The sequence below is a fragment of the Methylomonas koyamae genome, from assembly GCF_006483455.1.
Lineage (GTDB): Bacteria > Pseudomonadota > Gammaproteobacteria > Methylococcales > Methylomonadaceae > Methylomonas > Methylomonas koyamae_B.
In genome coordinates, this window is sequence record NZ_PPPU01000016.1 from 162,136 (window position 1) to 175,111 (window position 12,976).

General features: G+C 60.9%; 13 protein-coding genes. 6 read left to right on the top strand and 7 right to left on the bottom strand.

Annotated elements, in window-relative coordinates; all coding sequences use genetic code 11:
- Window positions 1-71 precede the first annotated feature (71 nt).
- From C2U68_RS09805 to C2U68_RS09820, 4 genes are read right to left on the bottom strand one after another with little or no spacing between them, the layout of a single operon-like run.
- A complete protein-coding gene (locus C2U68_RS09805; protein ID WP_140912307.1) occupies window positions 72-1,187 on the bottom strand; it encodes a HupE/UreJ family protein in 1,116 nt (371 codons plus the stop codon).
- Window positions 1,184-2,368 carry a hypothetical protein gene (locus tag C2U68_RS09810; protein ID WP_140912308.1) on the bottom strand — a complete coding sequence of 395 codons (1,185 nt, stop codon included), beginning with the start codon at window positions 2,366-2,368 and terminating at the stop codon, window positions 1,184-1,186. Before C2U68_RS09810 ends, C2U68_RS09805 begins: the two co-directional genes overlap by 4 nt.
- Before the next feature lie 59 nt (window positions 2,369-2,427).
- Window positions 2,428-4,059, bottom strand: a complete 1,632-nt coding sequence (locus C2U68_RS09815; RefSeq protein WP_140912309.1) for a DUF4331 domain-containing protein — start codon at window positions 4,057-4,059, stop codon at window positions 2,428-2,430.
- Between the two features lie 43 nt (window positions 4,060-4,102).
- The gene (locus tag C2U68_RS09820) at window positions 4,103-4,834 is read right to left on the bottom strand and encodes a DVUA0089 family protein (RefSeq protein ID WP_186289563.1); all 732 of its coding nucleotides are present in this window, start codon (window positions 4,832-4,834) and stop codon (window positions 4,103-4,105) included.
- A 428-nt stretch (window positions 4,835-5,262) separates the two neighbouring features.
- On the opposite strand from C2U68_RS09820, the gene C2U68_RS09825 reads away from it, so the two are divergent.
- Both C2U68_RS09825 and C2U68_RS09830 read left to right on the top strand, forming a co-directional pair.
- Window positions 5,263-5,901, top strand: a complete 639-nt coding sequence (locus tag C2U68_RS09825; RefSeq protein ID WP_140912311.1) for a sigma-70 family RNA polymerase sigma factor — start codon at window positions 5,263-5,265, stop codon at window positions 5,899-5,901.
- On the top strand, window positions 5,894-6,733 hold the full coding sequence (locus C2U68_RS09830) for a cupin domain-containing protein (protein ID WP_140912312.1): 840 nt from the start codon (window positions 5,894-5,896) through the stop codon (window positions 6,731-6,733). Before C2U68_RS09825 ends, C2U68_RS09830 begins: the two co-directional genes overlap by 8 nt.
- 7 nt (window positions 6,734-6,740) lie before the next feature.
- On the opposite strand, the gene C2U68_RS09835 is transcribed toward C2U68_RS09830, so the two are convergent.
- Window positions 6,741-8,333, bottom strand: a complete 1,593-nt coding sequence (locus tag C2U68_RS09835) for an ABC-F family ATPase (RefSeq protein WP_140912313.1) — start codon at window positions 8,331-8,333, stop codon at window positions 6,741-6,743.
- A 205-nt stretch (window positions 8,334-8,538) separates the two neighbouring features.
- On the opposite strand from C2U68_RS09835, the gene C2U68_RS09840 reads away from it, so the two are divergent.
- Window positions 8,539-9,213: a glutathione S-transferase gene (locus tag C2U68_RS09840; protein WP_140912314.1), complete on the top strand. Its 675-nt coding sequence runs from the start codon at window positions 8,539-8,541 to the stop codon at window positions 9,211-9,213.
- Window positions 9,207-9,518 (top strand): hypothetical protein, encoded by a 312-nt coding sequence (locus tag C2U68_RS09845; RefSeq protein ID WP_140912315.1) that lies wholly within the window; start codon window positions 9,207-9,209, stop codon window positions 9,516-9,518. Before C2U68_RS09840 ends, C2U68_RS09845 begins: the two co-directional genes overlap by 7 nt.
- A gap of 97 nt (window positions 9,519-9,615) precedes the next feature.
- Here C2U68_RS09845 and C2U68_RS21180 read toward each other — a convergent pair whose 3' ends face one another.
- Entirely contained in the window at window positions 9,616-9,771 is a 156-nt protein-coding gene (locus C2U68_RS21180) for a hypothetical protein (RefSeq protein WP_186289564.1), read from the bottom strand.
- 210 nt (window positions 9,772-9,981) lie between these two features.
- Here C2U68_RS21180 and C2U68_RS09850 point away from each other — a divergent pair, with 210 nt between their 5' ends.
- Together C2U68_RS09850 and C2U68_RS09855 are read left to right on the top strand one after the other, a co-directional pair.
- Window positions 9,982-10,266: a type II toxin-antitoxin system HicA family toxin gene (locus C2U68_RS09850; protein WP_140912316.1), complete on the top strand. Its 285-nt coding sequence runs from the start codon at window positions 9,982-9,984 to the stop codon at window positions 10,264-10,266.
- A 53-nt stretch (window positions 10,267-10,319) separates the two neighbouring features.
- Window positions 10,320-11,573 (top strand): hypothetical protein, encoded by a 1,254-nt coding sequence (locus tag C2U68_RS09855; RefSeq protein WP_140912317.1) that lies wholly within the window; start codon window positions 10,320-10,322, stop codon window positions 11,571-11,573.
- A 92-nt stretch (window positions 11,574-11,665) separates the two neighbouring features.
- Here C2U68_RS09855 and leuB read toward each other — a convergent pair whose 3' ends face one another.
- Window positions 11,666-12,772, bottom strand: a complete 1,107-nt coding sequence (gene leuB, locus C2U68_RS09860; protein WP_140912318.1) for a 3-isopropylmalate dehydrogenase — start codon at window positions 12,770-12,772, stop codon at window positions 11,666-11,668.
- Window positions 12,773-12,976: the final 204 nt, after the last annotated feature.

Sequence of the window (12,976 nt, forward strand, 5' to 3'; positions counted from 1 at the left end):
GTGCTGACCTCCAATTCGGATGCACGAGGCGCCGTTTCCGCCAGGCACCTCAGCACCGAATCGGGATCCGCTCAGAAAATCGGCAAACTGATCTCCAGACTGCGCTCGGCCAGCCAGACACAGGCCAGCGCCGCTATCGCCGCCGAGCCCCAGCGCAGCGCCGACTGCGAATAGACCGCAAACCGGCCGGCATAAACCACCAGCGGCAAAACCGCCGCCACCGCCGCCAACTGCCCGGCTTCGACGCCAAGGTTGAAACCCAACAGCGCGACCAGTTGCGAGCCGCGTGCGCTACCCATATCCAACAGCACGCTGGCGATACCCATGCCGTGAATCAAACCGAAGCCGAATGCCAGCCAGGCCCGGCGCCGAGACAGCAGCGGATAGATATTGTTCAGTGCCGCCAACGCCACCGATGCGGCAATGGCGGATTCCACCCAACGCGCCGGCAAGGCGATGACGTGCAATGCGGTCAGGCTCAAGGTCAAAGAATGCGCCAGCGTAAATGCGGTCACCACGGCGGCGGCGTCCCAGGCCGCCGTGCGCCAACTGCCGACGGCGCGCCAGCCGGTGCGATCCCAGGCCAGTCCGGCCGGCAGCAACAAGCTCAACAGAAACAACAGATGGTCGTAGCCGATCAGGATGTGCCGCATCCCCTCGCCGGCAAAACTGGCCAACACCGGCCAAATGCCGGTTTGGCTAGCCCTGTCGAAATCGATGCGGTGCGCGTCCGGCCCGAACACGGCCGGCTGATCGCTGCCGGCCCAACTGAACAGGCCGCGGTGCTGAGCGTCCAGATCGAAAAACAAGCGGTAATCCACCGACCAGGGCCCGGCCGGGTCCGGGCAGGCCAGCGCAAAATTCAGCACGGCATAGTTGCCGTCGCTATGGCTATCGACCTGCAATGCCCCCGGCTGCAACGCGCAGGGCTGGCCAGCGCTGGCGACGGTCAGACGCTGCAAGGCATAAGCGAACACGGCATCGCCCAGCTCGCGCAATTCGCCCCAGGTGATGGCGCCGTCGCCGTTCGCATCCAGGCCCAAGGCATAGTCCAGGTCGCGCAAGGCAATATCCCAGCGGCCTTGCCGGTGGGCACTGTCCAAACTCAAATAACTGTCGCTGGCTTTATGCGCCATGGCCGGGGCGCAGCAACACAGCCATAAGCAGAGTACGGCCCAGTTTTTCATACTCCCTCCTCGCCGAAACGGGCGATCAACGGTTGCAAGCGGCTGTCCTGCATACCGCTGGCAGCCAGGAAATCCAGCACCGGCCGCAACTCGGTCCGGGGTTTGCCGGCGGCCAGCGCCGCTTCCAGCAAGATCCTGGCGTCGCGCGGCTCGCGTTGAACCATCCAATTGGCTCTGGCCAATGCGAACGCCGCCTCGGCCTCATTGCGCAGCTGCAATCGAAAGCGGGCTTCGTCGGCTTGGTGGCGGTTGTCGCCGCGCAGCCGCAACGCGGCAAACCGGGCCTGCAACGCTTCGGTATGGGCATTGCTATCCCGCTGCGGCAAATGGCGTTCGGCCAGCGCCAGCCGTAATAACAAAGGGTCGGCGCGGCTGCGGTCGGCCAATAAATCGACCACCTCGGCGTAACGCTGCCGGTCCAACAGAAAATCGGCATAAGCGGCCAGCAGATAGCCGTCAGCCTCGGCTGCAGACAGCGCTTGCCGGTAATGGCGCTCGGCGGCGGCGACATCGCCGCGGCGTTCGGCGATTTCGGCCAACGTTACCAAAGCCCATTGCCGGTCGGTTGCGGCAGCCCCGGAAGCATGCTCAAACGCCTGTTGCAACTGCCGGTAGGCCGTCTCGCTCTGCCCGGCCAGACTCAACACCGAATTAATGCAGACGGCGCCGACCAGCGCTGCGGCGGTTTTTGCTAACGGCAGACAACTGCCGGCGGCCGCGGCATAGTCGCCCTGCACTTCCAGAATCGCCGCCCGGGTCAACCAGGCCTGCGCCAGACGCGGCCGGACCGCCAAGGCCCGCTCCAACAACGCCAGCGCCGGCGCGAAGTCGTGCCGGTTTTGCAACAAGGTGGCTTGCAGCGTCAACACTTCGGGATCGGCAGCTGGACCCAGCAGCCAAGGCTGCAGCGCCGCTTCGGCGTAGCCGAAATAGCGCGGATCCGCCTCGGCCCGGCCCAACTCGATATAACGCCTGACCAAGTGCAACACCGGCGGCAAGGCCTGCGGCGCGGCGGCAACTTGCTGGCGCAAGGTGCGCAGTTCCAGCCAGTGACTGCCGCGCGCCGGCAAGGTCTCGATCACCTGGCCGGCGTCGGCCGGCAGGTAGGCTTCAGCCCAAGCGGCCGGCAGCGCCGACGCCAAACCGATAAACAAAATGAGCCATCTCCAACGATTCGCCATGATTGATCTCCGGATCGATGCGGCGGCGGCCAAGCCGCCACCGCTGTTGCAGCTAAGGCTCAGTTGCCCGGGCAATTGCCGGGTAAGTCAGTCAAGGCATTGAAGCAGCCGGCCTCGCCCGGATCGACGTGCCGGCTTTGGCGGCCGCTGTTGGCGAAGGCGACGTAAGGAAAGGTTTCCTGGTAGATACGGTCGTTGCCGTTGACGCCGTCGGCGATGCGGTTGTTGGGAAAGCTGTTGAAGGACGGATTCAATACTCCGGCGACGGCCTGGGCGGCGATGTCGGTGACGTCGTCGGAGACCCGGCGGCCGTTGGGGAAACCGGCATTGTCGCCGGCCAGAAAGCCCATGCGTTGCCGTGCCGCGGCGACGGTCGGGCCGATGCCGGTGTTCAGCCGCAACAGGTCGGCCAAGGGTCCGCTCTGCCCGGCCGCACAGCCGGGGCAAATCGGCGCGGCATAGAACACCAGCGGCGCCAGATCCAGCCGCGGCGGCGCCGGGATCGGTACCGCGCCGGCATAGGCGGCGTTCAGCACCCGCGCCAACAGCGGATCGAGCAGGTAATTGGCGAATGCCGCGTCGTTTTTCGGATCGCTCATGCTGAATTTGTCTTTGTCGCCGGTGCCGATCAACAATTCGTTGATCAGCGGGTTACCCATGCGCTGGATCTGGGTAAAGGCGTTCGCCAACTTGGGTTTGCCGCCCGGCCTGTCGGCATAAGCCTTGGTGCGCGGCCGCGATGTGGTGGCATAGGTACCGATCACGGCCAGCGCATCGCCGGCGGTATGCAGTTTGCCGTCCTGAGTCAGAAGCGCGATCGGCAGTTCGATCGCAATCGAGTTGACATTGAAGCCGGCCACGTCGTCCGGGGCGTAGTTCTTGCCGTTGTCGGCCGCCTGCGCGTCGGAAAACACGCCGGGAATGCCGGAGCCGAAGGCGTCGCCGCGAAAATTGAAGGTATCGAAGGCCGCGCCCAGATCGATGTAAAACGGATCGTCCACCGTACCGGCAAACACCCGGACGCCGCCACCCAAATCGTAGATGCCCTGCCGGGCCAGGTCGGTGTAATTCGGCATGGTGCGCGGCCCAACGTTGGACGGCACCGCGAACAGTTTCTGCTGCCGGCTCAGATCGATGACCTGGCGGTTGGCGCCCTTGCCTTTGATCAAGGTGACGCTGTAGCTTTGGCGCAAGCCCAGGCCCTCGGAACCGGGACCGTCCAACGCGGTGATCGCCGGCGGCACCAGCGGACTGCCCGGCGCCACCGGAGCCGGCGAATTGGCCGGCGCGAAAATGCCGTTGCCGGCACCGACGAAGCCGGTGAACACGCCGGGCAAACGGTTTTCGGTTTTAAAACGAAATTGCAGCGTGACGTCTTCTTCGGCATCGAAGTCGTTGTCGACTTTCATCTCGTAGAGTATTTCCGGATCGAACGGAAAATAATTTGGGCCGTTGCTCGGCTCCAACAAAGGATCGACGTTGAGTATCATCGTCACTTTGCTCGGATCGTCATAGCTGACGAAAGCGTACCAGTCGGTAATGTCGGCCTTGCTGTCCAGCGCCGTTAACGGCGCCTCGCGGTGGTTGGCACTTTCGGCAGCCGGCAATCCGGCCAGCGTGAGAATGGCACCGGCGAGCAAGGCCAGCGGCCAACGCTTACTGGGGGTTGTCGGTTGGATAGGCTGTTTCATAATCGGTCTCCTGTCGGATAAGTAAGCGGATACAAACTTCGCATCAGGCAATACGCGCCGGCATGCCGTTCGGATGCAACGCGGCGGAAATTTTTTCGGCGCCGGTGTCCGGCTGGCCGCACAGGTAGCCCGGCCCGCGTTTCGGTTTGGCGTAGCGGCCGCCCAGCAAAAACAGGCCGGACAACCCCAGCAGCATCAGGGTCGGCGGTTCCGGGACCGTGGCCGCCTGCGCGGTATCGACGTTCAGAATGTGGAATTCCCAGGCAGCAGTGCGGTTGGCTTCGACCGGATCGTTGTTGCTGTCGAGCAGGATGCCTGCGCAGAACCGGCCGTTGGAGCAGCCGAAAGCGGCGGTAAAGTTCGGGTCGGCGTCGCGCAAGAAGCCGTCGGCCAACGCCGTGCTGGCCGAGAAATTGTCGTATTGGGTCAAGGTCGCCAGGTAGTCGCCGGCCGCCAGATTCAAGGCCAGGTAACTGTCGAACTCGCTGTAGTTGAAAACCGTGCCGTTGGAAACCTGGCTGCCGCCGGGGAAGCCGTCGTCCTGTTCCGCTAATTGGTTGCCGGCACTGTCCCACAGACTCAGAATCGGATCGAAGCCGCCGCCGAGCCAGGACGAGGTAAATAAAGTGACGACGCCCGGTGCGCCGACCGTGAAATTGAAGCGCAACACGTCGTTGTCGTTGACGAAACTGCCGCTGAAGTCGAAGTCGGCGGCAGCGGCAGGCCCGGCGCTCAGACTCGCGGCAATCGCCGCCGCGCGAAGAATGGTTTTCATGATTTGGCACTCCAAAATTAGTGGTTGGCAAACGCAAGCCACAACAGCGGCACGGCGTGCGCCGGCCGTTCGCATGGCTTGCAATCACCAATACGCGCCAAATCCGGCCGCGGATGCAGCTAGGCGAAAAAAACTTCGGCCCAAATCCGGCAGCGACCGGTTCCGCGCGGCGACTATTTTTGGAAGCTGTTGCCTTTCAATGACTTGAGCCGGCGGCACTCTGCTGCGGGTTTGCCAGGCGAACGGAACCTGCTTTATAGTGACCGGCAAAACCCGACCGCTCCCCATAGCCTTGTGCCGTATCACGCCCGGTTGCCGACCGCATCGGTTGAATATGCTCACCAGCTCGCACATTTCAGCGCCAATCCACTCCCGCCCTGCATCCAAGCCGGCGTTGGCCGCGTATTTACCGTAACGGAGCAACGGCAATGACGGACAGCGATTGGAACAATGATGACGAAGTGCAGGCGCCGGGCCGAACGACTGCGGCCGACGAAGCGCAATTGCAAAGCTGGATTGCCGCCATCGTCGATCAAGACCAAGCGGCGTTGGAACGACTCTACGATTGCCTGGTCGACCAGGTCTACGGATTGGCGTTGCGGATAACCGGCCGGGTGCAATGCGCGGAGGAAGTGGCGCAGGATACGTTCTGGCAGGTCTGGCGGCAGGCGCCGCGTTTCGACCCGGCGCGCGGTTCGGTCAGGGCCTGGGTCATGACCATGGCCCGCAGCCGGGCGCTGGATGCGTTACGGCAACGCGACACCCAGCAGACCGAATTGGCAGACGATGCCTTGGCCGCCGTCGCCGCGCCGGCAGGACAGATGCCGACCGATCTGCTCGGTGCGGTGCAACAAGGACACCAGTTGCACGCGGCCTTGGCGCAGTTGGAACCGGTGCCGCGACAGTTGCTGGCGCTGGCGTTTTTTAGAGGGCTGAGCCACGACGAAATCGCCGAGAGCTGCGGTTTGCCGTTGGGCACGGTCAAATCGCATATCCGGCGCGGATTGCAGAGCATGCAGCATTTACTGACAGCCGATTTCGGCGAGGTTGATCGAACCGATGATTGAACAGCAACCGCCTCTACCCGGCTCGGAAGACGACGAGCTGACACCGCTACGAAACCTGTTGGCGGAACACATCACGCCGATTGCGCCGGCCGGCGAACGCCGCAACGCGATGCGGCGCGGGCTGCTGGCGCAAGTGGCGACGGCCGTCGCCAAACAGGCCGGTCTGACCACGGTGCGGGCCAAGGACGGCGTCTGGCAAACTTTGAAAACCGGCATCCGGGTCAAACCGTTGTGGGACGGCGGCAGCCTGGGCCGCTCGGTGTTGATCGATTTCGCCGCCGGCGCCAGTCTGATCCCGCACCGGCATAACAGTCTGGAGGAAGGCATCGTGCTGCGCGGCGATTTGGCGATGGGCGATTTGCGGCTGGGACCGCTGGATTACCATGCCGCCGCGGCCGGCAGCCGCCACGGCGCGATCCGCTCCGAGCGCGGCGCGCTGGCCTATCTGCGCGGCACTTCGCTGGGCGATAGCCGCGAGGTGTTGAAAGAAGTGTTGAACGGTTTGCTGCCGTTCGGCGCCGGTCCGTCGCTGACGGCCCATGCCTCTGATATGAACGATTGGCCGGAAATCCTGCCCGGCGTCCGCAAGAAAACCTTGTGGATCGAAGGCGGGCGCGAGTCGTGTTTTTACCGGCTGGAGGCCGGCGCCCGCTGTCCGGAGCACGGCCATGAAACCGAAGAGGAATGCATGATGCTGGCCGGCGATTTGTTCATCGACGACCTGCTGCTACGCGCCGGCGACTACCAACTGGCACCGGCCGGCAGCGTCCACCGCGAGGTCTACACCGATGTCGGCGCCACCTTGTTCGTGCGCGGCGGCCGCAGCGATTGATCCGGGCTTAGCCGATATTCTGGCTGTTCAGATAATCTTCGTAACTGCCGCTGAAATCGACGATGCCGTTCGGGGTTAACTCAATGATCCGGGTGGCCAGCGACGAGACGAATTCTCGGTCGTGACTGACGAAAATCAAGGTGCCGGGATAGTTTTCCAAGGCTGCGTTCAAGGATTCGATCGATTCCATATCCAAATGGTTGGTCGGCTCGTCCAACACCATCACATTGTTTTTTTGCAGGATCAATTTGCCGAACAGCATCCGGCCCTGCTCGCCGCCGGAAATCACTTTCACGGATTTGTTGATCTCATCATTGGAAAACAACAAGCGTCCCAGCGTGCCGCGAATCGTTTGGTCGTCGTCGGATTCCTTCCGCCACTGGCCCATCCATTCGATCAGCGACATATCCTCGGCAAAATCCTCGGCGTGATCCTGGGCGAAATAACCGACGTCAGCGTTCTCCGCCCACTTCACTTCGCCGCTATCCGGCGTCAAATCGCCGACCAAGGTCTTCAATAAAGTAGATTTACCGATACCGTTGGGCCCGATCACCGCCACCCGTTCGCCGACCGCGATCATCATGTTCAGATTTTTGAACAATGGCTCTTCGCCATAACCCTTGGCCAAATCCTTGGCTTCCAATGCCAATCGGTACAATTTTTTGGCCTGATCGAAGCGAATAAACGGATTCACCCGGCTGGACGGCTTGACTTCGTCGAGTTTGATTTTCTCCAATTGCCGAGCCCTTGAGGTGGCCTGCTTGGCCTTGGAAGCATTGGCCGAAAAGCGGGCGACGAAGGTTTGCAACTCGGCAATCTGCGCCTTTTTCTTGGCATTGCTGGCCAGCAATTGCTCGCGCACCTGGGTCACGGCAGTCATGTAATCGTCGTAATTGCCAGGATAAACCCGCAGCTCGCCGTAATCCATATCGGCCATGTGGGTGCAGACGCTGTTGAGGAAATGCCGGTCATGCGAGATGATCACCATGGTCGAGTTGCGCTCGTTCAACACGTTTTCCAGCCAGCGGATGGTATTGATGTCCAGGTTGTTGGTAGGTTCGTCGAGCAACATGATGTCGGGATTGGAGAACAGGGCTTGCGCCAACAACACCCGCAATTTCCAACCCGGCGCCACTGCGCTCATCGGGCCGTTATGCTGTTCCAGCGGAATATCCAGGCCCAGCAGTAACTCGCCGGCCCTGGCTTCGGCGGTATAGCCGCCGAATTCTGCAAATACCGTTTCCAGATCGGCGGCGCGCATGTAATCGTCTTCGCTGGCTTCCATATTGGCGTAGATCGCGTCGCGCTCGGACATCGCCGCCCACATTTCGGCGTGGCCCATCATCACCACGTCCAGCACCCGCTGGTCTTCGTAGGCAAACTGGTTCTGGCGCAGGATGCCGAGGCGCTCGTTGGCATCGAGGCTGACATTGCCGGACGACGGCTCCAGATCGCCGCTCAGGATTTTCATGAATGTCGACTTGCCGCAGCCGTTGGCGCCGATCAGGCCGTAGCGGTTGCCGTTGCCGAACTTGACGGAAACGTTTTCGAACAGGGGTTTGGCCCCAAATTGCATGGTGATATTGGCTGTAGAGATCAAGGGAATGTCCGTAAATGGTCAACAGAATGGCGATTGAGTACCTGAGGCGCGATTGCGCATCGGCAGCGGCAAAACAAAGCGGCGATTTTACCAGAGTTTGACCGGAGCCGATTTGCAATGGCCGTAAAACGACAGCCCGGCGCCTGTTACAATCGGCGCCCAACATTCGCTTCAACAACCTGCAACTGCCCAAGCCGGCGAGGCCATGACCGCATCGAGCAACCCCATTCTGTACAGTTTTCGCCGTTGCCCGTATGCGATGCGCGCCCGCTTGACGATTGCCGCAGCCGGCATTTGCGTTGTGATCCGCGAAATCGAACTGCGGGCCAAGCCGGCGGAAATGCTGGCAATCTCGGCCAAGGGCACGGTACCGGTGTTGCTGCTGCCGGACGGCCGGGTCATCGACGAAAGCCTGGACATCATGCATTGGGCCTTGGCGCAGCACGATCCGCTAGGCTGGTTGTCTGATTCGGATAAGGCCGACGCCGAGCGGTTGATCGCAACCAACGACGGCGATTTCAAATGCTGGCTGGACCGCTACAAATACGCCGACCGCTATCCCGAACACTCGGCCGACTACTATCGGCAACAGGGCGAACGTTTCCTGGCCGAACTGGAGCAGCGCCTGCAACGCAACGCCGGTTTCTGCGGCGAGGGTTTCGGCTTGGCCGACGCCGCGATTCTGCCGTTTATCAGACAGTTCGCCGCGGTGGACGCCGCCTGGTTCGCCGCGTCGCCCTACCCGGCTTTGCGCGCAGCCTTACAACAATTGGTCGAATCCGAGCTATTCGGCAAGGCCATGGAAAAATACCCGGTCTGGCAAGCAACGGATGCGGCCAACTTTTTCGGAGCCCATCCCGACAGGAGCAGCTTATGCTGAAAATCTATAGAAAAGTCGTCGTCATCGATTCGAATCCGGCCGATCCGCGACTACCGCCGCCGCCCAGGTCCTTATCGCAGCGCCTGTCCGGCTTATTGGCGATTCCGGCCATGGTAGCCGGCGCCATCGTCGGCACCTTGGTCTTTTCGGCGCTGTTTGCCATTCTGCTGATTCCGTTGTCGATCGTCGGTTTCAAACTCTGGCGCGCCTGGCGCAATGCCCAACGCCAGCAGGCCGAGCAAACCCTGGACGCCGAGTACACCGTAATCTCCAGCGAGCGCGACGACAGCCGTCCCGGCCGCTAACCGCCCCGCAAAAAAAAGGCCTCTAACCTTGCGGGAAGAGGCCACGTAAGATGCAGAGCATTTACAACGAGGAGGTACTACGAAAATCGGGAAACGCTTAAATCCGGACCGGTTTGGCAACGCTCAGGTTGCTGGCCAACGAGGCCGCGCCGAACAGCAATGTCGACAGCACGAACTCGCCCGACATGAAGCTGAAAATACCGGTGGTGAAAAACAGGCCGGTAACGATGTCTTTGAATTTTGACTGGTTCATTTTTCCGCCTTGACTGAATTAAGTCGAATCGTTGAAGTTGGGTTAACTATAAACCTTTAATTTTTATTTACAATAAGCCTGTTTATAGATGATTTGTTTCTTTATGAGAAACAAAAATCGACACCGACCCGCCCGCCACGACATCGGACGGAAAATGACTGAGCATTTTTCAGGCAATCCTTTAGCCACACTATTCAGGAGTACGCCGCCATGAGCCACCATCTAAACCTGCTCCGCGCGATATTTCAGGACCCGGTCAGCGGCAACTTGCACTGGCGCGACATCGAATCTTTGTTGCGCCACTTGGGCGCCAACGTCCAACCCAGCCACGGCGCGCGCTTTCATGTGGTGTTGAACAACGTCGAAGGTTTTCTGCACCACCCGCACCACAGCGGGGTTTGCAGTAAACAAGAGATTAAACACATCCGCGAATACCTCAGCCACGCCGGCATCAGCGTGGCGCAATACGAAGCGGACCGGCACAAATCCGGTTAAGCGTCGGTTGCCGCGTTCATTTCAAGGATGACTCCACTACCAGCGCGTAAGCGATGAGACTATTCGGAACGTTGTGCCGGCTGGCGTTCATGCTGACGCCGGTGTTAATCGCGCTGGCGATTTACGCTGGGCTGGACGCCAAACCTTTGTTGCAAACCCAGGCTGAATTGACCCCGGAGCAAATCGGCCGCGCCCGGCAATTGTTCCACCAAAACGACCCGCGCCGGCTGCGCTCCGGCACGACCGCCCGCCTCAGCCTGGAGCAAGCCGATCTGGACTTGGCTTTGAACTATTGGGCCAACCAGTTTGCCGGCGCCAGTGCCGCCTTGCAGCTGGAACAAAATCGGGCCCGGATCGACGCCACCTGGCCATTGCCGGCCAATCCGCTCGGCGGCTACTTGAATCTGCGGCTGCAACTGCGGCAGAAAATCGGCTTGCCGCAGATCGAATCGGCTCGCCTCGGCTCGCTACGGATACCCGGACCGCTCGCCGAACTGGCCGTCAAAGCCGCAGTCGCCGGCCTGCCGTTGCCGATCGACCTGAAACTCGTCGCCGGCGTCGTTCAACATGTGCAGTTCCTGCCGCAACGCGCCAGCGTGTATTACCGCTGGCAAGCCGATTTGCCGGGCAAATTGCGCCGCGCCTTGCTGGCCGACGCCGAAGCCCAAATCCTGGAGCCGTACCAACGCCGACTGGCCGAACTCAGCCGCAACACGCCGGACCGCGCCAGCCTGACAGCATTGACCCAGCCGCTGTTTCAACTGGCGCAACGTCAAAGCCGGACCGGCGACCCTATCGCCGAAAACCGCGCGGCGATTTTGGTGCTGACCCTGTATGTCAACGGCATTCCGTTAGCCAAAGCGGTACCTCAGGCAGCACTTTGGCCGCGCCCGGTCCGACACACGCTACTGCTGAACGGCCGCGACGATTTGACCAAGCATTATTTGGTGTCGGCGATGCTGGCGGCCTACTCCGGCACACCGTTGGCCGATGCGGTGGGGTTGTACAAAGAAATTCAGGACTCGCGCGGCGGCAGCGGTTTTTCGTTTCCCGACCTGGCCGCCGACCGCGCCGGCACCCGAATGGGCGAAACCGCCGTGGCCGATCGCAGCCAAGCCCTGCGCCTGCAGCAACGTCTAACCCAATCCGACGAAACCGAGCTGATGCCGGCCACCGCCGACTTGGTCGAATCGATGACCGAAGCCGAGTTCATCCAGCGCTTCGGCGGCTTCGACGGCGCCGCCTACCGGCAAACCCTGGCAACCATCGAACGCCGCATCGCCGAACTGGCGCTGTTCCGGGATTGAATCGGCGGAATTCAGGCAACAAAAAAGGCGGGCCCTTACGGCGCCCGCCTTTTGACTGAAAGCTTAAGCCGATTCGGCTTTGCCGCCCGGACTTAACCCCTAGGCATCGCCCGCAGTTTTTCGACGACTTTGTCGCCGAATTCCTGAGTGCTGATCATCGTTACGCCACTGCCCGGCTTGGACAGGTCGGCTGTCGAGTAACCGTCGCCGAACACGCCCTGCATCGCCGCCCAGACGTTTTTGGCTTCGTCTTCCATATCGAAGCTGTTTTCCAGCATCATCGCCACCGAACCGATCATCGAGTAAGGGTTGGCGATGTTCTTGCCGGCGATATCCGGCGCCGAACCGTGCGACGGCTCATAGTAAGCTTTGTCCGGACCGATACAGGCCGACGGCATCAAGCCCAATGAGCCTAAAATACCGCCGCCTTGGTCGCTCAAAATGTCGCCGAACATGTTTTCCATCACCATCACGTCGAACTGGGTCGGTTTCAGGCACAGCGCGGTGGCGGCGGCATCGACCAGGTAGTTGACGACCTGCACGTCCGGATAGTCCTTCGCCACTTCTTCCATCACCTCGTTCCACAACACGCTGGACATCAGCACGTTGCTTTTATGGATGTTGTGCAGCAATTTGCGGCGTTTTTGCGCCAGCTTGAACGCCTCGTGCATGATGCGGCGGATTTGCTCTTCGTCGTATTCCAGGGTTTCGCGGACATAGCGCTGGCCTTGCTCGTTGACTCCGCGTTCCTTGTTACCGAAATACAAGCCGCCGACCAGTTCGCGGACCATGATCAAATCGATGCCCTCGCCGATCACTTCCGGTTTCAACGGCGAGAAATGCGCCAGCGATTTGGGCAAGGACACCGGGCGGAAGTTGGCGTAAGTGTTGTAACGGCGGCGCATCGGCAGCAGCGCGCCACGTTCCGGTTGTTTTTCGACCGGGATTTTCTTGGATTCCTCGTGGCTCAAGCCGATCGGGCCTTTCAGGATGGCGTCGGCCTGATCGCAGATGTCGATGGTGGCTTGCGGGAAGGCGTCGCCGGTTGCGAAGTAAGCGCAGGCGCCGAACAAGGCCGGCAGCAATTCGAACTGGACGTCGTTGCGCTCTTCGATGACTTTCAAGACTTTGATGGCTTCCGCGGTGATTTCAGGGCCGATACCGTCGCCGGCCAGGACTGCGATTTTGTAGTTTTTCATGGGATGGTGCTGGTTGAATGGATAAATCGATAAATACGGACTGCGATCCGAGCAATAAAGCCCTCGATTTTACCAGATAGCGCAGGTCGTAACGCCCGGAAATAACGTTTGCACACACTGCCGCTGTATTGCCCTGCTTCCGCATTTGATAGGTCAAGCCAATCACCGCCACCGGGCTGCGGCGACAGGTCAATCCAGCTGCCA